The 24,829-nt window shown below is 59.5% G+C and carries 22 protein-coding genes; 9 read left to right on the forward strand and 13 right to left on the reverse strand.

The window, feature by feature from the left end; all coding sequences use genetic code 11:
- Position 1: 1 nt before the first annotated feature.
- From L9059_RS03745 to L9059_RS03760, 4 genes are all read right to left on the reverse strand, one after another.
- The gene (locus L9059_RS03745; RefSeq protein ID WP_247287801.1) at positions 2 to 2,170 is read right to left on the reverse strand and encodes a xanthine dehydrogenase family protein molybdopterin-binding subunit; all 2,169 of its coding nucleotides are present in this window, start codon (positions 2,168 to 2,170) and stop codon (positions 2 to 4) included.
- A 20-nt stretch (positions 2,171 to 2,190) separates the two neighbouring features.
- On the reverse strand, positions 2,191 to 2,646 hold the full coding sequence (locus tag L9059_RS03750; RefSeq protein ID WP_247287803.1) for a (2Fe-2S)-binding protein: 456 nt from the start codon (positions 2,644 to 2,646) through the stop codon (positions 2,191 to 2,193).
- A 174-nt stretch (positions 2,647 to 2,820) separates the two neighbouring features.
- Positions 2,821 to 3,975: an NnrS family protein gene (locus L9059_RS03755; protein WP_247287805.1), complete on the reverse strand. Its 1,155-nt coding sequence runs from the start codon at positions 3,973 to 3,975 to the stop codon at positions 2,821 to 2,823.
- Positions 3,975 to 4,223, reverse strand: coding sequence for a transmembrane sensor/regulator PpyR (locus L9059_RS03760; protein ID WP_247287807.1), 249 nt, complete (start codon positions 4,221 to 4,223; stop codon positions 3,975 to 3,977). The genes L9059_RS03755 and L9059_RS03760 overlap by 1 nt, the downstream gene beginning before the upstream one ends.
- Before the next feature lie 243 nt (positions 4,224 to 4,466).
- Between L9059_RS03760 and L9059_RS03765 the strand changes: the two genes are divergently transcribed.
- The gene (locus L9059_RS03765) at positions 4,467 to 5,309 is read left to right on the forward strand and encodes an AraC family transcriptional regulator (protein WP_247287809.1); all 843 of its coding nucleotides are present in this window, start codon (positions 4,467 to 4,469) and stop codon (positions 5,307 to 5,309) included.
- Here the strand turns inward: L9059_RS03765 and L9059_RS03770 are convergent.
- Positions 5,291 to 5,878: a LysE family translocator gene (locus L9059_RS03770; protein ID WP_247287817.1), complete on the reverse strand. Its 588-nt coding sequence runs from the start codon at positions 5,876 to 5,878 to the stop codon at positions 5,291 to 5,293. The genes L9059_RS03765 and L9059_RS03770 overlap by 19 nt on opposite strands.
- A gap of 166 nt (positions 5,879 to 6,044) precedes the next feature.
- On the opposite strand from L9059_RS03770, the gene L9059_RS03775 reads away from it, so the two are divergent.
- The 3 genes from L9059_RS03775 to L9059_RS03785 all read left to right on the forward strand — a co-directional run bounded on the left by L9059_RS03775 (position 6,045) and on the right by L9059_RS03785 (position 8,459).
- Entirely contained in the window at positions 6,045 to 6,665 is a 621-nt protein-coding gene (locus tag L9059_RS03775) for a LysE family translocator (RefSeq protein ID WP_247287819.1), read from the forward strand.
- Between the two features lie 61 nt (positions 6,666 to 6,726).
- Positions 6,727 to 7,830, forward strand: coding sequence for a bifunctional transcriptional activator/DNA repair enzyme AdaA (locus L9059_RS03780; RefSeq protein WP_247287821.1), 1,104 nt, complete (start codon positions 6,727 to 6,729; stop codon positions 7,828 to 7,830).
- Positions 7,831 to 7,835: 5 nt separating this feature from the next.
- Positions 7,836 to 8,459, forward strand: coding sequence for a DNA-3-methyladenine glycosylase family protein (locus L9059_RS03785; RefSeq protein ID WP_247288288.1), 624 nt, complete (start codon positions 7,836 to 7,838; stop codon positions 8,457 to 8,459).
- 60 nt (positions 8,460 to 8,519) lie between these two features.
- Here the strand turns inward: L9059_RS03785 and L9059_RS03790 are convergent, their stop codons facing one another.
- Positions 8,520 to 9,128, reverse strand: a complete 609-nt coding sequence (locus tag L9059_RS03790; protein ID WP_247287823.1) for a MiaE family protein — start codon at positions 9,126 to 9,128, stop codon at positions 8,520 to 8,522.
- A 161-nt stretch (positions 9,129 to 9,289) separates the two neighbouring features.
- Here L9059_RS03790 and L9059_RS03795 point away from each other — a divergent pair, with 161 nt between their 5' ends.
- Entirely contained in the window at positions 9,290 to 10,153 is an 864-nt protein-coding gene (locus L9059_RS03795) for a universal stress protein (protein ID WP_247287834.1), read from the forward strand.
- A 55-nt stretch (positions 10,154 to 10,208) separates the two neighbouring features.
- Here L9059_RS03795 and L9059_RS03800 read toward each other — a convergent pair whose 3' ends face one another.
- Positions 10,209 to 10,679, reverse strand: a complete 471-nt coding sequence (locus L9059_RS03800; RefSeq protein ID WP_008028699.1) for a DUF1289 domain-containing protein — start codon at positions 10,677 to 10,679, stop codon at positions 10,209 to 10,211.
- 408 nt (positions 10,680 to 11,087) lie between these two features.
- Between L9059_RS03800 and acnB the strand changes: the two genes are divergently transcribed.
- On the forward strand, positions 11,088 to 13,697 hold the full coding sequence (gene acnB, locus L9059_RS03805; RefSeq protein WP_247288307.1) for a bifunctional aconitate hydratase 2/2-methylisocitrate dehydratase: 2,610 nt from the start codon (positions 11,088 to 11,090) through the stop codon (positions 13,695 to 13,697).
- Between the two features lie 153 nt (positions 13,698 to 13,850).
- Here the strand turns inward: acnB and L9059_RS03810 are convergent, their stop codons facing one another.
- Positions 13,851 to 15,131, reverse strand: coding sequence for a serine/threonine transporter (locus L9059_RS03810; protein WP_247287836.1), 1,281 nt, complete (start codon positions 15,129 to 15,131; stop codon positions 13,851 to 13,853).
- Positions 15,132 to 15,680: 549 nt separating this feature from the next.
- On the opposite strand from L9059_RS03810, the gene L9059_RS03815 reads away from it, so the two are divergent.
- The 3 genes from L9059_RS03815 to L9059_RS03825 all read left to right on the forward strand — a co-directional run bounded on the left by L9059_RS03815 (position 15,681) and on the right by L9059_RS03825 (position 18,668).
- A complete protein-coding gene (locus tag L9059_RS03815) occupies positions 15,681 to 16,646 on the forward strand; it encodes a 2-hydroxyacid dehydrogenase (RefSeq protein ID WP_247287845.1) in 966 nt (321 codons plus the stop codon).
- Between the two features lie 143 nt (positions 16,647 to 16,789).
- Positions 16,790 to 17,857: a phosphotransferase family protein gene (locus tag L9059_RS03820; protein WP_247287847.1), complete on the forward strand. Its 1,068-nt coding sequence runs from the start codon at positions 16,790 to 16,792 to the stop codon at positions 17,855 to 17,857.
- Positions 17,858 to 17,900: 43 nt separating this feature from the next.
- The gene (locus L9059_RS03825; protein ID WP_247287849.1) at positions 17,901 to 18,668 is read left to right on the forward strand and encodes an SDR family oxidoreductase; all 768 of its coding nucleotides are present in this window, start codon (positions 17,901 to 17,903) and stop codon (positions 18,666 to 18,668) included.
- A gap of 448 nt (positions 18,669 to 19,116) precedes the next feature.
- Here L9059_RS03825 and L9059_RS03830 read toward each other — a convergent pair whose 3' ends face one another.
- From L9059_RS03830 to L9059_RS03850, 5 genes are all read right to left on the reverse strand, one after another.
- Positions 19,117 to 19,365 (reverse strand): DUF1652 domain-containing protein, encoded by a 249-nt coding sequence (locus tag L9059_RS03830; RefSeq protein ID WP_247287851.1) that lies wholly within the window; start codon positions 19,363 to 19,365, stop codon positions 19,117 to 19,119.
- A 201-nt stretch (positions 19,366 to 19,566) separates the two neighbouring features.
- On the reverse strand, positions 19,567 to 21,057 hold the full coding sequence (locus L9059_RS03835) for a helix-turn-helix transcriptional regulator (protein WP_247287853.1): 1,491 nt from the start codon (positions 21,055 to 21,057) through the stop codon (positions 19,567 to 19,569).
- A 108-nt stretch (positions 21,058 to 21,165) separates the two neighbouring features.
- The gene (locus L9059_RS03840) at positions 21,166 to 22,062 is read right to left on the reverse strand and encodes a LysR substrate-binding domain-containing protein (protein ID WP_247287854.1); all 897 of its coding nucleotides are present in this window, start codon (positions 22,060 to 22,062) and stop codon (positions 21,166 to 21,168) included.
- 6 nt (positions 22,063 to 22,068) lie between these two features.
- On the reverse strand, positions 22,069 to 24,273 hold the full coding sequence (locus L9059_RS03845; RefSeq protein ID WP_247287866.1) for a xanthine dehydrogenase family protein molybdopterin-binding subunit: 2,205 nt from the start codon (positions 24,271 to 24,273) through the stop codon (positions 22,069 to 22,071).
- On the reverse strand, positions 24,273 to 24,737 hold the full coding sequence (locus L9059_RS03850) for a (2Fe-2S)-binding protein (RefSeq protein WP_247287868.1): 465 nt from the start codon (positions 24,735 to 24,737) through the stop codon (positions 24,273 to 24,275). The genes L9059_RS03845 and L9059_RS03850 overlap by 1 nt, the downstream gene beginning before the upstream one ends.
- Between the last annotated feature and the right edge of the window lie 92 nt (positions 24,738 to 24,829).

Below are 24,829 nucleotides of genomic sequence, written 5' to 3' on the forward strand. Positions count from 1 at the left end.
CTCAAACCCCCGACAGTTGCAGCGGCAGTTCCCGCAAGCGTTGTCCGGTCAAGGCGAATATTGCGTTCGCCACTGCCGGAGCCGTTGGCGGCACACCTGCTTCGCCAATGCCTCCGGGCTTCTCGGTACTGGGCACGATATGCACTTCAACCACTGGCATCTCATTGAGCCGCAGCACTTGGTAGTCGTGGTAGTTGGATTGCTCCACCTTGCCGTTCTTGATAGTCAGTTTGCTGTGCAATGCGAACCCCAGGCCAAACGTAATGCACGATTCCATCTGCGCAGCGATGCTCTGCGGGTTGACCGCAATTCCGCAGTCCACTGCGCACACCACCCGATGCACGCGAATCGCCAGGTTATCCTGGGACACCTCGGCCACTTGGGCGACGTAGCTGCCGAATGATTCGTGCACTGCCACACCCAAGGCATGGCCATCCGGCAGCGGCGCCTTCCAGTTGGCTTTTTCCACCGCCAGGTTCAGCACGCCGAGATGCCGCGGATGCTGCTTGAGCAGGGTTCGTCGATACTCCACCGGATCCTGGCCCGCTGCGTCGGCCAGTTCGTCGATCAGTGACTCCACGACGAACCCGGTATGGGTATGCCCCACCGAACGCAGCCACAGCACATTGATTCCTGTCTTGGGCGAGTGCAGTTCGACCTGATGGTTGGCCAGGTGCTCCAAATAGGGACTGTCCGCCACGCCTTCGACAGAGGTCTTGTCGATGCCATCCTTGACCATAGTCGCCTCGAGCATGGTGTCGGCCATGATCGATTGCCCGACCAGCACATGCTCCCAGGCGATGGGCAGGCCACCCGCATCCAGGCCGATGCGCGCCTGATGCAGGAACGCCGAGCGGTAATAGCCGCCACGGATGTCATCTTCGCGGGACCACACGGTCTTCACCGGAGCGCCTGCCGCCTTGGCCACCTGCACCGCTTCAGCGACAAAGTCTGAAGTTGGATTGGCCCGTCGGCCAAAGCCACCACCGAGAAACTCGGTATGAATCTCGACCTGCTCGGGTTTCAACCCGGTAATTTTGCCAGCGATCATCTGGTCCAGGGTCTGGAACTGCGTGCCTGTCCAAATCTCGCACTTGGTCTGGGTGATTTTGACCGTGCAATTGAGTGGTTCCATTGGTGCGTGGGCCAGGTAGGGCACGCTGTACTCGACATCGATGGTTTTCGCGGCTTTGGCCAGGGCGGCCTTGGTATTCCCGGCCTTACTGGCAGGCCGGCCGGGGGTGCCCGCCAGCTTGCGGAAACGCTCGAGCAGTTGCTGGCTGTCGAGGCCGGTGTTGGGGCCCAGGTCCCAATCAATCTTGAGGGCATCGCGCCCCAGCTTTGCCGCCCAATAGTGATCGGCGATCACCGCAACTCCGCTGGGCACCTGCACCACTTTGTGCACACCCGCAATCGCCAGCGCCTCAGCACCCTCGAAGGATTTGACGCTGCCACCAAACACCGGCGGGCGGGCAACCATGGCTGTCAGCAAACCCTCGAACTGCACGTCCATACCGAATCTGGCGCGGCCGGTGATTTTCTCCGGCGTGTCCAGGCGCTTGGTGGGTTTGCCAATCAGCTTCCAGTCCTTGGGTTCCTTGAGCGTGATTGAGGCTGGCTCCGGCACCGGTAACTTGCCGGCCTCATCGGCCAGCTCCCCGTAGGTGACCTGGCTGTCACCGGTGATAACCACGCCCGATTCGGTACGAATCGTCGAAGGCGCGACATTGAACCGCTTGGCAGCCGCGTCAATCAGCATCAAGCGCGCTGCTGCACCCGCCTGCCGATAGCGATCGAATTCCATCCAGGTGGAAGTCGAGCCGCCGGTGATCTGCATCCCGCCGAAGCCGGCTAAACCATAATCAGCGGCCGATGCCGGGGAATGTTCGACGAGGATTTTTGACCAGTCGGCGTCCAGCTCCTCGGCGATCAGCATGGTCAAGCCGGTCCAGATGCCCTGGCCCATTTCGGAGTGACCGAGCAGTACGGTGACGCAGTTGTCATTACCGATTCGCAAGAACGCATTCGGCGCGAACACGTTGTTCTGATTCTGCGCACCCATGGCGAAGCGGTGGGCACCGGGGATAACAAAGGCCACAACCAGCCCGCCGCCCAACACGGCACTACCCTTGAGAAAGCCCCGACGCGACAGTGGATGGTCGCTGTTCATGATATGCCCTCCCCTGGGAATCAGCCGATCTCGGCAGCGCGCTTGACTGCCGCGCGGATTCGCGGATAGGTGCCGCAACGGCAAATATTGCCGGAAAGCGCCTGGTCGATATCGCTGTCAGTAGGCTTGGGGATTTTTGCCAGCAAGGCTGCGGCGGACATTATCTGCCCGGACTGGCAGTAGCCGCACTGGACAACGTCGAGTTCGGCCCAGGCTCGCTGCACGGGATGAGATCCATCGATGGACAGACCTTCGATCGTGAGAATCTTCTGGCCATGGGCCACGGCTGTGGCCGGCGTAATACAGGATCGCAGTGGCGCTCCGTCGACGTGCACGGTGCAGGCGCCGCATTGCGCCATGCCACAGCCAAATTTGGTGCCGGTCAGGTGCGCGACATCCCGCAGTACCCAAAGTAGCGGCATGTCCGCAGGGACATCCAGGGCCTGGTCCTTGCCATTGATGTTCAGGGTCAGCATTGCGGACTTCCTCAGACTCACGGTGTTCTGAAGGAGCGTCACTGGGCCAGATCAATGCCTGCGCTCGCCTCGGTTTATCCCTACAGCTAAGCGCAAAATAGCAGGCGAGACCGGTTCAGCGACCACCGGTCATGCCATTCAAGTGCCACAGGGACGTGCAATTGCCGGCAACCGCTAAACCCTGGTCCGCAACAGAATGCTGGTGTAGTTCATCAGGAATAGCGTAAAGGCCGCACACCAGAACAGCGCCGACAAACCCAGGCCGCTGGCGGAAAAAGGTACCAACAGCACTCGGTAAACGCCCGCCATCATCAGTAGGATGAATCCCAGAACGATCGTTTTGGATGGGGTTAGCGCTCGCCCCGTGTGCCCCAGACTGACCCGCGCAATCATCGCCAGGCTCAACCCGCCGATCCCGCCGACAGCCAGTGAGTGAGTGGCAAGGCTCTGTTGCGAGATCAGGCCGGTATGCCACAGCGTCATCGCCAGGGCCGCAACTACTAGCCAGGCATATGCCAGGTACAACGACCACAGCAATGGCACGCCCCAGATACCCCTGTCATACCAACGCCACAGCCGCAGCAGATGCAAACTACCCATCAGCAGAAACAGGCCTGACAGCCAGGGGCTGGGGACGTCGTTCAGCGCAGTTGCGAACGACAGGGCTGCAAGCAGCCCGCCGATGAGCAAAGTGTGAGTGGCCCAGGGGCTGGTCACTGGCGCAGGCAGGCGATTCAAGCCACGCTGAATGAAGAACGGAATCACCCGGCCACCGATCACGCTCATCAGCGCCCCCACCAACCACAGTGCTGCCAGCGCACCGCGCCGCTGCAGATCGCTGTCGTCAGTTGCCACGCCGGCCAGGGTCATGAATTGGCAACCCGTCAGAAGCGCGATCACCAGCAGGACTGGATAGTTGTCGCGCTTACTGGCCTTCAACAGGTCCCGCCCAATGAACCACGCCAGCAACGGCAAGAACGGAAGCTGTGCCGCGATCAGCAGTACCGCCGGCAACGGCATCATCCACGCCAGTCGTGCCAGCAGCCAGACCAGCATCAGGCCCATCAGGGACCTGCCATGAAGCCCTGGAAGGCCGGTCCAGTTAGGCACTGCCGTGAGGAGAAATCCGCCGATGATTGCAGCAGCGAAACCGAACGGCATTTCATGCCGATGCCACGCCAACATCCCGCCAATGGGTTGCGCATCGGGCAGCCGGCCGTACAACCACAAGCCCCAGACCGCCACGGCAATAGCCGCAAAACCGGCGCCGGCGAGAAAAAACGGCCGAAACCCCAGACTGAACAACGGTGCCAAGCCCAAGGCGCGCATCAGGCGCCCCCGCCATTCAGGCGCTGCCTCAGGTGATACTGGGATAGCAGACGCATGACATAGCCGATTTTCAACAGGGTTGGCCCGATGATGGTCATGGCGTGCAACGACACCAGCGCGGGAATAGACAGATATCCGCCGTATAAATAGGCACCGTAGATACCGGCTACCAGCAGTGACAGCCCGGCAAAGAGGATACGGCTGGACAGGTGCAGGACATTTCGGGGATTGCTGAAGAACTTGAACATTTTCCGGTACTCCTGAAGTTGTTCGGGGTACGGGTGATGTATCAAGTCTCGTGCCAGCTTCCAGGGCCTTGAAAATCAATGAGCCGAGGATAATCTAGTCATAATGACAATCACCCATCGAGGTCGTTATGACTCTTTCAGTTGTCATGATGACTACCAAAGTCAAACTCGGGACTGCGTTAGAGCGAGCCTTCGGCCGCAAGAGCTATTACACTCGCAGGCTCACCTGCCATGGACTCGAACATGAAGCGCCCGGTTGCCAGCAACGAAGATAAACGTCCTCGATTCTGGCGCGATAACGCTCTGCCCTTCATCGAAGCGCGCTCCATCGCCGACGGCCGCGAGGTATGTTACTCGCGCCATTCCCACGAGCATTTTTCAATTGGTGCGATCACGGCCGGGCGTAGTACCTATATCCACGAACAGGCGCAATTAGAGATCAGCGTCGGCACCGTCGTGCTGATGAACCCTGGCGATGTGCACGCCTGCAATCCCATCGACGACCAGCCCTGGTCGTACTTGATGTTTTATGTTGATACCGCCTGGCTTACCGAACTTCAGCACCAGTTGGGTTTCAGTCCAGACTCGGCGTTGCGCCGCTTTTCCCTTACGCATGTGCGCGATGCCAACCTGTTTGAGGGGCTGGTTGGGTTGTATGAGGTATTGATCGACACGCAGCAGGACAACCTGCAGAAACACAGCACGCTGGTGGAATTTTTCAGCGAACTGCAGTTGCGATTGAACCCGGCCGAGCAACCGCTGCACGAGCCCAACTTCAAGCTGGAGCGTGCAGCCGATTTCCTTCGCGACAACTGCACTCAATTGCTCAAGCTTGAAGACATATGCGCGGCCGCCCAGTTATCGCCGTCCTATCTGATCCGCGCTTTCAAGCAGCATTACGGCATGACGCCGCACGCCTTCCTGATCAATCGCCGCATCCAGTTCGCCCAGGACCGCCTGCGCAGCGGCAAGCTGATTGCCGATGTCGCGCTTGAAGCGGGGTTTGCCGACCAGGCACATTTTCAGCGCGCGTTCAAACAACACCTGGCCGCGACACCCGGCCAATATCAAGGCAATAGCAGGTAACCGGCACTCACCACCAACAACGCCGCCATCCCCCGATTGAACAGGCGCATCCCCTGCGGATTATTCAGATACCCGCGCAAAAACGTCCCGGCATAGGCCCAACACCCAACAGACAGATAACAGATCACCAGATAGACCCCAGCAAACTGCCAGACCAGGCGCGATTCACCATCAGCGACAAACGCACCCATGCCCGCCACGCAGGCCAACCAGGCTTTCGGGTTGAGCCACTGCATTACTGCGCCATATAGCATAGAGGGCGCGCGGGCTGAACCCGCAGCATCGACCCGGCCATCGTTGGCAGCCAGCTTCCAAGCCATGAACAACAGAAAAGCCACGCCCGCCAACTGCACCACGTGCGTCAGCGCCGGCCAGCGCTGCAACACCTCATGTAACCCCAGCCCCATCAACACCAGCAACAACACGAAGCCCAACGTGGCGCCCAGCACGTGCCGCTGGCTGGCGAGCCAGCCAAACTGCGCGCCGGAACTCAAGGCCACAATATTCACAGGCCCCGGGGTGATCGAAGCCACCAACGCAAACGCGGCCATGGAGACAATCAGACTCATCGCAAACCTCTTCACTCGGTTGAATTGGCTCCCAGAGTAAAAAACTGCCACTCACGAGTATTGAACAAAACACCCCTCAGCTGTACCACGACGAACGTGGATCACTGTATGGGTTGCACCTCACGCGAGCATGGTAAAAATAGTCCAGCTGATTCTGGAACCGCTTATGGACCTCGCCACTCTCGCCCTCTTCCTTCCCGCCTGTTTCGCCCTGAACATGGCACCGGGCCCGAACAACCTGCTGTCGGTCAGCAACTCCACCCGTTACGGGTACCGCACCGCCTGTGTCGCCGGAATGGGACGATTGCTGGCGTTCGCCGCAATGATTGCCCTTGCCTCCGCCGGGCTGGCGGTGGTTTTGCAAACCTCAGAACTGCTGTTCTCCGGGATCAAGATTCTAGGCGCGGCTTATCTGTTTTATCTCGCCTGGCAATTGTGGCGATCCGATGCGGGAAGCGACAATCAGGTCACCGGTGGTCCGGTGGGCATCCCCGCATTGGCGCGCCAGGAATTCCTGGTAGCAGCGGGTAACCCTAAGGCGATCCTGATCTTCACGGCATTTCTCCCGCAGTTCGTCGACCCCGCGCAGGCGATTACCCCGCAGTTCGCGGTACTGGGCGGGCTATTCCTGGCCCTGGAGTGGATCGCCATTGGCGCCTACGCCTATATGGGCCTGCACATGCGCCGCTGGTTCAGCACCCCCCGTGGCAAACAGATATTTAATCGATGCTGCGCCGGATTGCTGTCGGCGGCGGCCTCAGTGTTGTTGCTGGCGCGTCGGGCGTAATGGCGAATTCTTTGTCGATTTACCGGTGGAGCGGTCGTCCGACGCCCCCTATGCTCACGCCATGAACCTACAGAACGCTTCGCTCCCGCCCCACAACGAGATGGTCCGCGCCATGCTTGAACGTGACACTGCCTACGAAGGCGTGTTCTTTACTGCGGTCAAGACCACCGGCATCTTTTGCCGTCCCAGTTGCACGGCGCGCAAACCAAAACCTGAGAATGTCGAGTTCTTCGCCCATGCCGATGAATGTCTGTCAGCGGGCTATCGCGCCTGCCTGCGCTGCAAGCCATTGGACGCTGCTGCCATTGCCCCAGACTGGGTGCAACAATTGCTGATAGCGGTGGACGCCGCCCCGGATCGACAATGGTCCGATGCTCAGCTGCTGGCTGAAGACATCGAACCGCTGAAGCTTCGGCGCTGGTTCAAGCAGCATTTCGGCATGACCTTCCACGCCTGGCTGCGCACCCGCCGTCTTGGCATGGCGCTGGGCGGTATCAAGCAGGGTGAGTCCATCGACAACGCGGCGTTCGATTCGGGCTATGAATCCCTGAGCGGTTTTCGCGACGCGTTTCAAAAGTCATTCCGCATCACCCCCGGTCGCGCGGCCGACAGTGAGCCCCTGCTGTTCACCCGCCTGACTACCCCATTGGGGCCGATGATCGCCATGGCCGAACGGCGTGGGCTGGTGCTGCTTGAATTCCTGGACCGACCGGCGTTGACCCGGGAGGTCGAATCACTGCAAAACCGTTACGGCTACGTGGTAGCCCCAGGGAATAACGCACACTTGCGTCAGATCGAAGACGAATTGGCGCAGTATTTCGCCGGCAAACTGAGCGAATTCACGGTCGCGCTGCATTTGCCAGGCAGCGAATTTTCCCGGCAAGTGTGGGCCGAGCTGGTGAAAATCCCCTACGGACAGACCAGTACCTATGGCGCCATTGCCGCAATTCTCGGCAAACCCGGCGCCAGCCGTGCCGTTGGCCTGGCTAACGGACATAACCGGGTGTCGATCGTCGTGCCTTGCCACCGGGTGATCGGTGCCGATGGCTCGTTGACCGGTTATGGCGGCGGCCAACCGCGCAAAGCATTCCTGCTGCGCCTGGAAAACGCTGCACTGCAGCTCAGCCAGTTGAGCCTGCCGGGCATGACGCGCGAAGAAGCATGAGCGCCATGCCCGATACCTGGTCTGCTGCCACCGACTTTCTTGCCTGCATCGACGACGACTGGCGCCAGCACATCGCGGCCATTGGTCCCTGCCTCCATCAGCCACAACCGGCCAGGAATCCCTATGAATCGCTGGTGCGCTCGATCGCTTATCAACAACTGCATGCCAGGGCCGGCGACGCAATCATAAAGCGGTTACTGGCGCTGTTCCCCACAGGGAGTTTTCCGCGACCTGAACAGATCATCGCCATCGGTTTCGATGCGCTGCGCAGCTGTGGCTTTTCGGCCAGCAAAATAGCGACCATTCAGGGCATCGCCGAGGCGGCCGTGAGTGGCGTGGTGCCCGATTACGTCACTGCGCGGGTGATGGACGACGACGCGCTGATTAATCGCTTGATCACCTTGCGTGGAGTTGGCCGCTGGACGGTCGAGATGCTGCTAATCTACGGCCTGGAACGACCTGATATTTTGCCGGCCGACGATTTCGGGGTGCGCGAGGGTTACCGGCGATTGAAGCGGCTTGAGCTGCAGCCGACCCGCAAGCAGATAATCGAAATCGGCCTGGGGTGGAGTCCGTATCGGACAGTGGCATCGTGGTATCTATGGCGGGTGCCCGCCCAGACGGGCTGAAAGATCGCTGCCTACGGCAGAACCCTGTAGCTGCCGAAGGCTGCGATCTTTTGACGGTGATCATGCAGCAGCCGGCACACCACTATGAAACCGAAACTCGACATCCGGTGACTCGATTAACGCCTGCTCCGCAGCACGCACCCTGTCGATCACCTGGGCAATATCCTTGGCATCCCCATACTGGTAAGCCAATTTCAAATATCCCTGGAAATGCCGGGCCTCGCTTTTCAGCAGGCCGAAATAGAACTTGCCCAGCTCCTCGTCCAGATGAGGCACCAGTGCTTCAAAACGCTCGCAGCTACGCGCTTCGATAAAAGCCCCCACCACCAGTGTGTCGACCAGTTTTACCGGCTCATGGCTACGCACCACCTTGCGTAGGCCCGATGCGTAACGCCCGGCTGACAACTGACGCAGCGCAATCTTGCGCTTTTTCATCAAGCGCATGACCTGTTCGTGGTGCACCAGTTCTTCCCGGGCCAGGCGTGACATCAAATTGATCAGGTCGACGTGGGAATGGTACTTGGCGATCAGGCTCAACGCCGTGCTGGCCGCCTTGAATTCGCAGTTCTTATGGTCGATCAGCAGGGTTTCCTGATCGGCCAGTGCGGCTTGAACCCAGCCGTCGGGGGTGCGGCAGCCGAGGAACTCGTGAATGTCGGGAAGGATCATGGGGCTCACGGATAGAAGGTATAAAACGAAGGGCGCCGATTATACCGGCCTGCCGCCAGACCACCAGTCGCTTACCGTTGATATGCATCAAGTCCCGGATGCGTGGCCAGCAACTATAGTTGTCCAACGCAGTAGTTTTCATTCTCCTGGAGATCCCGATCATGCAAGCCATCCGTAGCATCCTGGTGGTCATCGAGCCCGAACACTCGGAAAGCCTCGCACTCAAACGCGCAAAACTGATTGCCGGTGTGACCCAGGCGCATCTGCATCTGCTGGTGTGCGACCGCAAGCACAATCATGGCGGCATGCTCAGCGTGCTCAAGGCGGCGCTATTGGAGGATGGCTACAGCGTCACCACCGAGCAGGCGTGGAACGAAAGTCTGCATGAAACCATCATCGATGTGCAGCAGGCTGAAGGCTGCGGCCTGGTGATCAAGCAGCATTTTCCCGACAGCCCGTTGAAAAAAGCCCTGCTGACGCCGGCAGACTGGAAACTGTTGCGGCACTGCCCTACCCCGGTGCTGCTGGTGAAAACCGCCAACCCATGGAAAGACGGGGTGATTTTAGCGGCCATCGATGTCGGCAATACCGACCTGGAACACCGTCACCTGCATGCCACCATCATCGACCATGGCTACGACATCGCCAGCCTGGCCAAGGCCCGCCTGCACGTGATCAGCGCCCATCCGTCACCCATGCTGTCGTCTGCGGACCCGACCTTTCAACTCAGCGAAACCATCGAGGCGCGCTATCGCGAACAATGCCGGGCGTTCCAGGCCGAGTTCGACATCGATGACGAGCACCTGCACATCGAGGAAGGGCCAGCTGATGTGCTGATTCCGTTCTTGGCGCACAAGCTGCAGGCGGCGGTGACGGTGATTGGCACAGTGGCGCGGTCGGGGCTGTCCGGCGCACTGATTGGCAATACAGCGGAAGTGGTACTGGATGCGCTCGAGAGTGATGTGCTGGTGTTGAAACCCCAGGAGATCGAGGATCATCTGGGAGAGATCGTGTCCCATCATTGAGATTTGCGGTGCATTTGTGGCGTGGGAACTTGTGGGATCGCCACAGGTTCAAGCTTTAGCCGCCGAAGGCGTCCTTGAGAAATCCCGGCGCGATATAGCGCTGGTAATGCGCCTCCGACAGCAAAAAGAACTCCCGATCAATCGCATCGCGTAATTCCGGCAGGTTCCAGTCGCGAAATTCGGGCATCAGCACCATCCCGTAGGCCTCAAGGTTGTTGATCACCCGCGCGCCCCGGGCGATCAACTGATAGGCCCAGCAATATTCCGACTGGTGCGGCACGAAGCGAATCTTGCGTTGTTCCAGCTGCAGCCGCAGGCGCTGGGGGTCGAAAACCTCCAGTTTGCTGGCCATCACCTGGGACAACAACTGTTCCAGACGCAGCCACACCGCGCGCTTCTCCTCCTCGTTGTAACCATTCCAGTTGATCACTTCATGGTGAAAACGCTTGCAGCCACGGCACACCAGATCACCGTAAACAGTGGAGCAGAGGCCGACGCAGGGGGTCTTGATGGTCTGATTGGGCATAGGTAAGAAGAACACGGGAAAGCAGAACAGGTCGGCATGTTAGCCCTTTGTCTAAGATTGATCACCCCTCAAAGTTCCCGAGCCAACTTACCTTTAATTTTTTTTTGCCGTAGAATCAGCCAGCCTTTTAAGGCGCCAATGTCCGTTAGAAGCTGTTTTCAAAGCGTCACGAGCACAGTCGTTCCTTCAGAGCGGTGTTGGCGAAAGGTTTTTCCAGCGGGGAAAAGCCCAACGCCAACCCTCATCAGCTCCCCGTTCTGCAGGCGTAAAACTTTGAAAGCAGCTTCTGTAAGGAATTGCCGGTAATTCTGGCTAAGCGGCCCACAACGCCACGCAGCGCATGAGTACGGCAATTTCGGGATGAGCGTCCCGGACACCCATTTGGGACCACTGATGAGGGTAATAACTGTGCTTGAAGCCTACCGCAAACATATCGAAGAGCGTGCAGCACTGGGTATCGTTCCCCAGCCGCTTAACGCCGAACAAACTGCAGGCCTGGTCGAGCTGCTGAAGAATCCCCCGGCTGGCGAAGAAGCTTTCCTCGTTGACCTGATCACCAATCGCATTCCACCTGGCGTGGACGAAGCAGCCTATGTAAAGGCCGGTTTCCTGTCTGCCCTGGCCAAAGGCGAAGCCACTTCCCCTCTGATCGACAAGAAACGCGCGGTTGAACTGCTCGGCACCATGCAGGGCGGCTACAACATCGTGACCCTGGTTGACCTGCTCGACAGCGCCGAACTGGCCCCTGTTGCTGCGGCTCAACTCAAGCACACCCTGCTGATGTTCGATGCGTTCCACGACGTCGCTGAAAAAGCCAAGAACGGCAACGAACACGCTAAAGGCGTGCTCCAGTCCTGGGCTGACGGCGAGTGGTTCAGCAACCGCCCAGTCCTGGCCGACAAGATCAGCCTGCGCGTGTTCAAGGTCACCGGCGAAACCAACACCGACGACCTGTCCCCTGCCCCGGATGCCTGGTCCCGCCCGGATATCCCGCTGCACGCCCTGGCCATGCTGAAAATGGCCCGTGAAGGCATCGTACCTGACGCCCAAGGCGTGACTGGCCCGATGAAGCAGATCGAAGAAATGCGCGGTCAAGGCTTCCCGATCGCCTACGTCGGTGACGTGGTCGGTACGGGCTCTTCGCGTAAATCCGCCACCAACTCCGTACTGTGGTTCTTCGGCGACGACGTTCCTTACGTGCCGAACAAGCGCGCTGGCGGTTTCTGCTTCGGCAGCAAAATCGCTCCAATCTTCTACAACACCATGGAAGATGCCGGCGCCCTGCCAATCGAATTCGACGTCACCAACATGAACATGGGCGACGTGATCGACCTGTACCCGCATGCTGGCAAAGTCTGCAAACACGGCACCGACGAAGTCCTGACCACCTTCGAAATGAAGACCCCAGTGCTGTTGGATGAAGTTCGTGCTGGCGGCCGTATCCCGCTGATCATCGGTCGCGGTCTGACCGACAAGGCACGTGCCGAGCTGGGCCTGGGCCCAACCGACCTGTTCAAACTGCCTGAAGCACCTGTCGACACCGGCAAAGGCTTCACCCTGGCACAGAAAATGGTCGGCAAGGCCTGCGGCCTGCCAGAAGGCAAAGGCGTTCGTCCAGGTACTTACTGCGAACCGAAGATGACCACCGTCGGTTCCCAGGACACCACCGGTCCAATGACCCGTGATGAACTCAAAGACCTGGCGTGCCTGGGCTTCTCGACCGATCTGGTGATGCAGTCCTTCTGCCACACCGCGGCCTATCCAAAGCCGATCGACGTGACCACCCACCACACCCTGCCAGACTTCATCATGACCCGCGGCGGCGTTTCCCTGCGTCCGGGCGACGGCATCATCCACAGCTGGCTGAACCGCATGCTGCTGCCAGACACCGTCGGCACCGGTGGTGACTCCCACACCCGTTTCCCAATGGGCATTTCGTTCCCGGCCGGCTCCGGCCTGGTAGCGTTTGCCGCAGCCACCGGCGTCATGCCGCTGGACATGCCGGAATCGATCCTGGTGCGCTTCAAAGGCGAGATGCAACCGGGCGTTACCCTGCGTGACCTGGTTCACGCCATTCCTTACTTCGCGATTCAGGCTGGCCTGTTGACCGTCGAGAAGAAAGGCAAGAAGAACGCCTTCTCCGGCCGCATCCTGGAAATCGAAGGCCTGGACGACCTGAGCATTGAGCAGGCTTTCGAGCTGTCCGACGCTTCAGCCGAACGTTCGGCTGCCGGTTGCACCATCAAGCTGTCGAAAGAGTCGATCACCGAGTACCTGAACTCCAACATCACCCTGCTGCGCTGGATGATCGGCGAAGGCTACGGCGATGCGCGTACCCTGGAACGTCGTGCCCAAGCGATGGAAGCCTGGGTTGCCAACCCTGAGTTGATGGTTGCCGATGCTGACGCCGAATACGCTGAAATCATCGAAATCGACCTGGCCGACATCAAAGAGCCCGTGCTCTGCGCGCCGAACGATCCGGACGACGCCCGTCTGCTGTCCAGCGTTGCTGGCGAGAAGATCGACGAAGTGTTTATCGGTTCGTGCATGACCAACATCGGGCACTTCCGCGCTGCGGGCAAGTTGCTGGAACAGGTCAAGGGTCAGCTGCCAACCCGTCTGTGGCTGTCGCCGCCGACCAAAATGGACGCTCACCAGCTGACCGAAGAAGGCTACTACGGCATCTACGGCAAGGCCGGCGCACGCATGGAAATGCCGGGCTGCTCGCTGTGCATGGGTAACCAGGCACGTGTAGAGCCGAACTCGACTGTTGTGTCGACATCGACCCGTAACTTCCCGAACCGTCTGGGTGACGGCGCGAACGTCTACCTGGCTTCGGCCGAACTGGCGTCGGTGGCTTCCATCCTGGGTCGCCTGCCGACCGTCGAGGAGTACATGGAATACGCTGGCAAGATCGACAGCATGGCGGCTGATGTCTACCGCTACCTGTCCTTCGACCAGATTGCCGAGTTCCGTGAAGCTGCAGCGAACGCCAACATCCCGGTTGTTCAAGCCTAACGTTACACAGCAATAAAAAACGCCGCCCATCGTGAGATGAGCGGCGTTTTTTTATGCCCTGAAATCAAAAGATCGCAGCCTGCGGCAGCTTCTACAGGGCAATGCATTCACCCGTAGGAGCTGCCGAAGGCTGCGATCCTTTGATCTTGCTTGTCAGGCACTCAACGAATAGATCAACGCCGAAATCGCCACCAGACCCACCGCCGTCACGAAGACGTTCGATGCCTGCCCGCGATACCGCGCCATGGCCGGCACCTTGCGAATCGCATACATCGGCATCAGGAACAGAATCGCCGCAATGATCGGCCCGCCCAAGGTCTCGATCATTCCCAGGATGCTCGGGTTCCACGTCGCCACAATCCAGCAGACCACCAGCATGAACGCCGCCGTCATGCGGTCCAGGGTCTTGGGTGCCGGGCGCATGCCGCTCTTGGCGATCAAACCCTTGAGCCCTTCACTGGCGCCGATGTAATGCCCCAGGAACGACTTGGAGATGGCCACGAAGGCAATCAGTGGCGCAGCGAAGGCAATGGTCGGATTACTGAAATGGTTGGCCAGGTACGACAGGATCGACAGATTCTGTGCCTTGGCTTCCGACAGCTGCGCCGGCGACAGCGTCAGCACACAGCTGAAGACGAAGAACAGCACCATCACCACCATCAAAGCGTGGGCGCGGGACAGGATCTGCGAGCTGCGCTCTTCGGCATGTTCACCGTAGCGACGTTTCTGATCGACTGCGAAGGCTGAAATGATCGGCGAGTGGTTGAAAGAGAACACCATCACCGGAATGGCCAACCAGAGGGTATGCAGCAACGCCGAAGGCGCCGGCACTGTCGTGGCGGTTGCGAGGATGCCACCATTCCAGTGGGGAATCAGGAACACCGCCAGGAACAGCAGCGCGACAATGAACGGATAGACCATCAGGCTCATCGCCTTAATGATCACCTGTTCGCCGCAGCGCACCACCGCCAGCAAGCCCAGAATCAACACCAGCGACAATACCCGGCGCGGTGGCGGCATGATGTGCAGTTGATACTCAAGGAAACTGCCCACGGTGTTGGTCAGTGCCACGCTGTAGATCAGCAGGATAGGGAAGATCGCGAAGAAGTACAGCAAGGTGATCAGCGCGCCTGCGTTGATCCCGAAATGTTCTTCAACCACTTCGGTAATGTCGGCACCTTCGCGCCCGGACAACACGAAGCGCGTCAGGCCTCGGTGCGCGTAGAAGGTCATGGGGAACGCCAATACCGCAAGAATCAGCAGCGGCCAGAAACCGCCCAGCCCCGCGTTGATCGGCAGGAACAGTGTACCGGCACCGATGGCCGTACCAAACAGCCCCAACATCCAGGTGGTGTCATGGCGATTCCAGCTTTCGAGGCTGGTGGATTTCGCCGCTACATAGCGTTCATCGACGCTATTGGCCTGATCATTCATCCGGTGGGATCTCCGCATTCCGGTCAGTTGCTACCCGGTCAGGACGAGTCGGAATAACCGACAGGCAGCGCCCTGGCCGAAACAGGGGCGCGATTGTCCGGGATTAATGAGCAGAAGCAAAGACTTAGCTGAGGAACGGTTGTGCGGTGCACATAGCGGGCTTGTCGTTATCAGGCACGAAAGCTGTCGGCTAAAGGTCATTAACCAGTCGTTTTCAGGCATGCCTCAACACACTCCTTCAAGCATCGGTTTGGCCAGCCTTAAATTCGGACCACGAACTAACGAGTGACTTAAACAACCTGACAGAGATAACTACAAATGAAAAAGAACATCGGAGGCTGCTTGGCCGAACACACCAAAGCCCGAGCAGCCCAGTAATCAAGACGGCATACGGGATGGCCGGAGTGCTGCCGTCCTTGCTTCTTGCGCGAACCCGTCCAGAATCAAAGCACGACTGCGCGAATGACAACGATTGCCAAGCTGTTAGGGAATCAGCACTCTTAAACGACTTTCGCTACCAACCCCGCCGACGATCACAGGAGTCGCGCAATGCCCGCAACCGTTCTGGTACTGGTCGAAACCATCAATGACTACCTGCCGATTCTCGAACACCAGGGCTTTCACCTGATTCTGGCCCCGACCCCCACCGAACGCGCCGCCGCCATCAGCCGTCATGGCGATCGGATTGATGCCGTGCTGACGCGCGGACCGCTTGGATTGTACGCCGAAGAGATCAGCGCCCTGCCCGCCCTCAAGATCATCTGCGTGATCGGCGCCGGTTACGAACACGTTGACTTGGACGCCGCCGCCGACCGGGGAATCACCGTCACCAACGGTGCCGGAGTGAATGCTTCTTCGGTGGCCGACCATGCCATGGCGCTGTTGTTATCGCTGGTGCGCGACATTCCTCGCTGCGACGCAGCCGTGCGTCGGGGCGAGTGGCCGAAGATCATGCGACCCTCTCTTGCGGGAAAACGCCTGGGCATCCTCGGCCTCGGCGCTGTCGGCATGGCCATCGCCAAACGCGCCTCCAATGGTTTCGACATGACTGTCAGCTACCACAACCGCCAGAACCGCAAGGATGTGCCCTACGACTTTTGCTCGACGCCGACCGAACTGGCCCGCGCCTCGGACTTTCTCATCGTCGCGACGCCAGGGGGGGTAGGTACCAGGCACCTGATCAACCGACAAGTGCTCGATGCCCTGGGTCCCAATGGCTTTATCGTCAACATTGCCAGGGCCAGTGTGGTCGTCACTGCCGACCTCATCAGCGCTCTTGAGCAACGCAGGATTGCTGGCGCGGCGCTGGATGTATTCGATGCGGAGCCTCAGGTACCCGATGCACTCAAGTTCCTGGCCAACGTGATCCTCACTCCCCACGTAGCCGGGCTGTCCCCAGAAGCGATCCAGGGAACTGTGGAGATGGTCGGGCGCAACCTGGTGGCATTCTTTGCCGGCGAGCCGGTTCTGACCCCAATCAACCTGCCAAATGATCTAACCAGTGCAGTGCTCTGAGATAATTCAAACAGGTGTATCAAAAACACTGATTGGCCGCCAACACGCTCACCTATAAGGGATGTTCGTGGTTGTGGGTGCAGGGAGTGCGCATTAGATTAGCCAATAGTTTCAGGCCTCCAGAATAAGCAGAAGGGATAAGCATGGCGCTTACTGACCAATCCACACCCATTCGCAGCGGCGAAGAACTCGATGCCAGCCTGATCGATCCTTACCTCAAGGCCCACATTCCAGGCCTGAGTGGCCTGCCCACCATCAGCCAGTTCCCCGGCGGCGCCTCCAACCTCACTTATCTGTTGGAATACCCTGGACAGGAGTTCGTCCTGCGACGCCCGCCGTTCGGTCACAAGGCCAAGTCCGCCCACGACATGGGGCGCGAGTTTCGCATCCTCAATCAACTGCGCGATGGTTTTCCGTATTGCCCCAAGGCCTACGTGCATTGCACCGACGAATCGGTAATGGGCGCCGAGTTCTATGTGATGGAGCGGGTCAAGGGCATTATCCTGCGCTCCGAGCTGCCTGCGGAGCTGGGGTTGGATTCAGTCAGAACCGAAGCCCTGTGCAAGAGCTTCATCGACAAATTTGTCGAGCTACACCGGGTCGACTACCAAGCCTGCGGTTTGGCCGACCTTGGCAAGCCGCAAGGCTATGTGGCGCGGCAGATTCACGGCTGGAGCGATCGTTATGAGAAGGCCCTGACCCCGGACGCACCGAAATGGGAAGCGGTGAAGGCCTGGCTTAATGACAAAATGCCGGCCGATCATCCAACCTCAAGCATTGTTCACAACGACTACCGCTTCGACAACGTGATCCTCGACCCGAGCAATCCGATGCAGATCATCGGCGTGCTCGACTGGGAGCTCACCACCCTCGGCGACCCGTTGATGGACCTGGGCAACACCCTCGCCTACTGGATCGAAGCCGGCGATCCGCCTCCGGTACAACTGATGCGCCGCCAGCCGAGCCATGCCCCCGGCATGCTCACTCGCCGTGAATTCGTCGACTACTACGCCGAGCGCGCCGGGCTGCAGATCGACAACTTCGATTTCTACTACACCTACGGCCTGTTCCGCCTGGCCGGGATCGTGCAGCAGATCTACTACCGCTTCTTCCATGGCCAGACCCAGGACAAGCGCTTCGCGCAGTTCATTCACATGAACAAACTGCTGGAGCAGATGAGCCTGCAGGTCATTGCCAAATCCAGCCTCTGACTACGCCCCGGCCCAATAACAAGACTCTTCATAAGGGAATCCCATGTCCAAGACTCAGTTGTTCGACCTCGACGGCAAAATCGCCTTCGTTTCCGGCGCCAGCCGCGGCATCGGTGAAGCCATTGCCAAACTCCTGGCCCAACAGGGCGCCCATGTGATCGTTTCAAGCCGCAAACTTGAAGGCTGCCAACACGTTGCCGACGCCATTATCGCTGATGGTGGCAAGGCCACGGCGATCGCCTGTCACATCGGTGAAATGGAACAGATCAGCCAGGTCTTCGCCGGTATCAAGGAACAGTTCGGCCGTCTCGATATCCTGGTCAACAACGCCGCGACGAACCCGCAGTTCTGCAACGTGCTGGACACCGACCTCGGGGCATTCCAGAAGACCGTGGACGTGAACATCCGTGGCTACTTCTTCATGTCCGTGGAAGCGGGCAAGCTGATGCGCGAGAACGGCGGTGGCAGCATCATCAACGTGGCGTCGATCAACGGTATTTCCCCAGGCGTGTTCCAGGGTATTTACTCAGTAACCAAAGCTGCCGTAATCAATATGACCAAAGTGTTTGCCAAGGAATGCGCGCAATTCGGTATCCGTTGCAACGCTCTGCTGCCAGGGCTGACGGACACCAAGTTTGCTTCTGCGCTGGTGAAAAACGATGCAATCCTCAAGACCGCGCTGCAGCAGATTCCCCTGAAGCGCGTAGCAGACCCAAGTGAAATGGCCGGGGCGGTGCTTTATCTGGCAAGTGACGCGTCCAGCTACACCACAGGTGTGTCGCTGAATGTGGACGGCGGTTTCCTCTCCTGATTTGACGTAACGCACATCCCGGTAGGAGCTGCCGCAAGCAGTTCCTACCGGGTATGTATTAAACCAATATCGATTGAAGAACCTATTGGGTGACGCAACGGGTCAGCTCGGTCACTCGCGTCACCTGCCCGTCCTCCCCACGCACTTCACCCTGCACATCGGTGCTCTCTATCGTTTCGCACGTACGTTCGAGTGGCGGCGGTGCCGGTGGTGGAGGCGGCGGCGGCGCACTGGCACACCCACCGAGGACCAGTGCGCAAAGGGCAAGCGACAGCGGCGAAAAAACACGTTTCCCAAGACTGTTCATAGGCTGACCTGCGGTAAGTAATCGACACTTTCGGCAACCTGACGACAACACCGCGAAGCAGCAGACTGGTTACAGAAAATAATACCTTCGCATTCCTTATAGCCTAGCCTGCCGCCAATGCCAGTAAATGGCCACTTGAGGCTATAGAGGGCCTAATTGACGCAGATTGTTGCTCTCGAGCTCATAACGCAATTCTTCGACCAGAGCAGCGACCGCATCGGGTGTTCGCAGATTGACCACGCTCAACCCGCTCACGACCAGGTCGACCTGTCCTGACATCGGGTGATAGAGCTTCACCGTAAGCGAATTGTCGCCGGTCAGGCTGCAGTCACAGGCCAGGGGAGGAAAACTCTGCTCCAGTTGAGTACGCAATTGCACGAGAGAAATCATAGGGATTCACCTTGGCACTGGCGCAAAATGGATCGATATGTCGATGTTTTCGCTATCAATGTTGCTGTTCCTTGAGATGTATCGTAGGGGTACTACAGGCCTGTGTAACACCTGTATCGTAGCGTCCCAGACTACAAACAGGACGTGTCGCCAGACACATCCATTTGCACCCTATCGCCTAGTGCATTTGCACCCCTAGCGCTACCCTTTGGTACGCCACTCACCGGAGAACAATCCACGCTCTCGCGCCCACACGATAGCCTCGCTGCGGCTGTGCACATCGAGTTTGGAATAGAGGGTCGATACATGGTTGCGCACCGTGTTGGGTGCCAGTTTCAGTCGCGCAGCGATCTCCTTGTCGGCCAGGCCCTCACAAATCAGCCCCAGGACATCGCGCTCGCGGGCCGTCAGCTCGGCGAACGACACGCAGGGTAGTTTCGGCGAATTGACGCTCTTCACATTGGCGAGCTTTTCAATCAGCGTACGACTGAACCATGAAGCGTCTTTCATCACTTCCTCGATCGCCGCCACCAGCTCCAGCTCAGTGCGCTTGCGCTCGGTAATGTCCATCATCACCAGCAGGTAGGAAGGGTAGTCCTGGATATTCACAGTGTCGGCCGAGACGGCGCAGTCGAGCAGTTCGGTGCTTTTCTTGCGCATGCCGACGTCGATGCGATCCAGCCTCGCGGATTTTTCCAGGGCGGCGAATAGTCGAGTCTGTGCGCCCTTGTCACTAATGAAGCCAATTTCCGCAACGGTTTTGCCGAGCACTTCTTCACTGGGATAGGCAAAGGTGTCGAGAAACGCTTCATTGACATCCATCACCACCTGATCAACGGCGCCACACACCAGGATCGGCACCGGCGAGAGGCGAAATGCCTTGGCAAATCGTTCCTCGCTCTGGCGCAACGCGACCTCGGCCTTGTGCCGGGGCTCGATGTCGACAAAGGAAAACAGCATGCAGTCTTCCTCGTTGAATTCCAGTGGTTGGCCCGCGACTATCACCTGCTTGCTGCCGCCGTCGGGCAGATTCAGCTCGGCCTGCATTTGCGGAATGGTGGCGTGCTCGCGCAAGCGCTCAATAGCCAAGTCCCTGCGCTCGGCGCCTTCAAGAATGTCCAGCTCGTAGGTCGATGCGCCTATCACCTGATCCCGGGCATAGCCGGTCATTTCCAAAAAACCCGCATTGACCTTGATAAAGCGCAGATCGCTCAGACGGCAGATCACCGCCGGGGCCGGGTTGGCATTGAAGGTCTTTTCGAAGCGCTGTTCGGCGCTGGCCCATTCGGTGACATCGTCCATGATCAGTACCAACGATTCGGGATCGCCGCGACTGTTGGTCAGAACCCGGCTGCGCACGCTGTGCACCCAGGTACGCCCCTCATCGCCGGTGGGGGTCACCTCGACCAGCACGTCACTGAAGGTCTCGCCACGGCCCACGCGGCTGATCGGATAATTGTCGAGCGCCACCGGGTGGTTGTTGCGATAGCGCAGGGCGAATCGCTTGGCGTACTCCATGGCATTGGCACCAAGGTCATTCACATGCTCGACACCATGCATAGACAGTGCGGCTTCGTTCGCCCAGAGGATAGTCTGGTCAAGCTCCAGCAAAATCACCCCGTCGGACAAGCCAGCGATGATCTGCTGGAGATGGCGGCGATTGGTTTCGGTGGTCAGGACGTCCTGGCTCATTGGATCTCCACTGATATATCCGCACCAACCCGTGGTGCTCTGTGAAGATGTCGACCGCAGCCGCCTGCGTTAGTGCAAACCAACCCCCGGGCCTGCGGACGAAGGCTGCTACGAAATGGTGTCGCCTTCGACGACTAACTCGCGCAACGTATCGAGGAACAGTTTCAGCACCGGCGATTCATCATCGGCGCGGTAGGTGGCATACAGCGGCACCTCTGGCAGTGCCGGACTCAAGCGGCGGAACACCAACCCGGCGGGCGCCAGCTGTTCGATCGATGCGGGCAGCAAGGCCACCCCGAATCCTGCGCGGACCAGGCTGAGCAGGGTCTGTACCTCGATCACCTGCTGGCGGATCTGCGGGGTGAACCCGGCCTTGATGCAACACTGGAAAAGAAAATCGGCAAACCTCGATTGCTTGAGCTCCAATGCCACGAACGGCTCTGCCGCCAGGTCGGCGGGCGCCAGCACTGTGCGTTGCGCCAGTGGGTGATCCACCGGCATGACCACCCGGATCGGCTCATAAATCAGCAGTTCGTTACGCAAGCCCGGATCGTCATAACCGACCCGAAACACGCAGGCGTCAATGCGTTTTTCCTTCAAGGCCTTGACCTGTGCCGCCGGAGTCATTTCGTGCAAACGCCAATTGACCTGCGGATAGCGCTCGCGAAACAGGTGCAGGGCCCGCGGCAGCACGCCCACCATTACCGAGCTGATCATACCGATCTCCAGTTCACCCAACTGTCCGCGACCGGTCTGGCGAGTCAGGTCCAGCGCGCGGTTCAGTTGTTCGAACACCAGGGGGGCCTGCTCCTTGAGCATTTGCCCCGCTGCCGTCAGTTCGACCCGATGGTGACTACGCTCAAACAGCGGCGTACCGAGTTCTTCCTCCAGCAAACGAATCTGCTGGCTCAGTGGCGGCTGACAGATGTGCAACCGCGTGGCGGCCCGCCCGAAATGCAGCTCTTCGGCCAGGGCCATGAAGTACCGCAGCAAGCGCAAGTCCATGACCGTTTACCCGAGCGTCAGTGGCGTCGAGCGCTGACGCACGCCAGTCAGGCTGAACAGCGCGTTGGCGATGGCCGGGGCCACCGACGGGCTGCCCAACTCACCTACGCCGCCGGGTTTGCCCGGCTCGCCGTCGAGCACCAGGATGTCTACCTGCGGCATGTCGGACATGCGTGGCACCCGGTAATCATGGAAGTTACTCTGCACTACCCTGCCCTGCTTGATGTCCATGCGGTCGAACAGCGCATGACCAAGCCCCCACATCAAGCCGCCGTAGATTTGTTCCTCGACACCACCTGGCGACACTGCCAGACCGCAATCGACCACGCACGTGAGCTTCTCCACATGAGCCACTCCGTCTTTTATGGCCACCCGCGCCACCACTGCGATGAAGCTGGTGTAGCCTTGATTGGTGGCAATCCCCAGCGCCGTGCCCTCCGGCAGCGGCTGGCCCCATCCCGCACGCTCGGCCGCACTTTTCAGCACCGCAACGTGACGCGGCCGCTCGTGCATGTGGGCAAGCCTGAAGCCTAGAGGATCCTGTCCAGCCCCCAGTGCAAGCTCGTCCATGAAGCTTTCCACGGCAAACACGTTCGGGATGAAGCTCACCGAGCGATACCAGCCGCTCGGCACCTGGCTTTCGTGTTTAACCCAGACCAGGTCCAGGTTCGCCGGGCGATAGGCAAAGTCCCACGCGGTGAGCGCTTCGGTGGTGCTGTAGTCCATGTGGTCGGGACGTTCAAAATAGCCCGGTTCCCACTGCTCCGGCGAGGCCGGCGACACGGCTTCAAGGCGCAAGGCCGTCAGGCGGCCCTGGGCGTCCAGTGCGCCTTTTGCTCTGTGCAACGTGGCGGGGTGCATGAACAACGAGCGCATTTCATCTTCACGGCTGTTCATCAACTTCACCGCAACCTTGGCCTGTTGCGCCAGGTACGCCACTTCGAACAACCAGTACTTGGCCTCCCGTGCGCCGAAGCTGCCGCCGGAGACCATCTCGTTGATGGTGACCTTCTCCTTGTTGATGCGGCACACCATTTGCGCCGCCTCCAGTGCCGAAGACGGCACCTGCACACCGCCCCAATAGGTGATGGCGTTGTCCTTGACCTGGGCGGTGATGCACACCGGTTCCAATGGGTTCTGCACTTTGTAGGGCATGCGGTATTCGGCCTCCAGCAGCCGTGTTGCGCCTGACCATTGAGCGTTGACATCACCCGTCTGCATCGCCGTGACCCGTTGCACGGTTTTATCAGCGAGTGCCGCCGCCTGGGCTGCGGCCAATTGCTCGCTGTCGAACCCGGCGAGGGGCGAATCGCTCCACTGCACTACCAGCAGCGCCCGGCCCTGCTGGGCTGCCCAGTAAGTGTCGGCCAAGACCGCGACGCCTTCCTGATTGCCGCCGAGTACGTCGGGACGACCGGGAATCGCGATCACCTTGCGCACACCCGGCACCTGTAATGCTGCGGCGTCATCCACCTTCACGACCTTCGCCCCGACCACGGGGGTGCGCAGGATCACCGCCACCAACAGGTCGGGCAATTGCACATCGATGCTGTACTTGAAACGTCCGCAAACCTTAGCCGCCGCATCGCGTTTATGGCGCAACTTGCCGATGTATTTGAACTGTGCCGGGTCCTTGAGTTTGACGGCCGTGGGCGCTGGCAAGTGCGCGGCGACACTGACCAGCTCGCCGTACCCCAGGCTGCGCTGGCTGGCACTGTGAACAACATGGCCCTCCTGGGTGGTGCAGCTGTCAGGGCTGACCTTCCACTGCCTCGCCGCCGCCGAGATCAACAACGCCCGTGCAGTGGCTCCAGCCATGCGCAGGCGATCATATTCCAGCGAAACACTGGTGCTACCCCCGGTGGAAAAGACTTTCCATACCGGATGAATATAGGCTTCAAAGAACGGATTTTCCGGCGTAATGACCTGCACGGTCATCGGGTTGACGTCCAGCTCCTCCGCCACGCAGGCGGCCAGCGCGGTCTGGGTACCGGTCCCCGAATCATGTTTGTGGACCACCAACTTAACGGTGCCATCGGGCAGTACCCTCACCCAGGCATTTGGCTCAAAGGCCATGGCGGGAGCCGGCGCTTTCGGGTCACTGGCGGCCATGCCAGCGGGCAGGTAGAACGCCACTGCCAGGCCGGCAGCAGCGGTCGCTGAATGTTTGAGAAACTGCCGGCGCGGCAGCTCGATCCGAATGCCCGTCATCACGCCTCCTTCGGCGCATTCGCTGCGCGCTTGATCGCCTTGTTGATGCGCCCGTAAGTGCCGCAGCGACACAGGTTGCCCGACATCGCGTGGCGGATCGACTCATCGGTGACCGCCGCCCCGGTGTTGAGCAGCGCCGCCGCTGACATGATCTGGCCGGATTGACAGTAGCCGCATTGCGGGACATCTTCGGCAATCCAGGCCAGTTGCAGCGGATGCTGCTCGGTGGGCGACAAGCCTTCGATGGTTGTGATGCTGTGCCCCGCCACTGCGGCGGCCGGTAGCTGGCAGGAACGCACCGCGACCCCGTCAAGGTGCACAGTGCAGGCTCCGCACAGCCCCATGCCACAGCCGAACTTGGTGCCGGTGAGTTTCAAGTGGTCACGCAACACCCATAACAAGGGCATGGAGGGCGAAGTCTCTACCAGCTCGTGTCGTTCGCCGTTTACCGTGAATTCGATCATTGTCAGGCTCCAAAAGAGCGGCCCATCTTTGTGCGGGCCTGGTGATCGAATAGTGGGAACAGGAGGCCAAACGGGCCAGCGACGATTTCTGC

It is taken from the genome of Pseudomonas violetae (assembly GCF_023072615.1).
GTDB lineage: Bacteria > Pseudomonadota > Gammaproteobacteria > Pseudomonadales > Pseudomonadaceae > Aquipseudomonas > Aquipseudomonas violetae.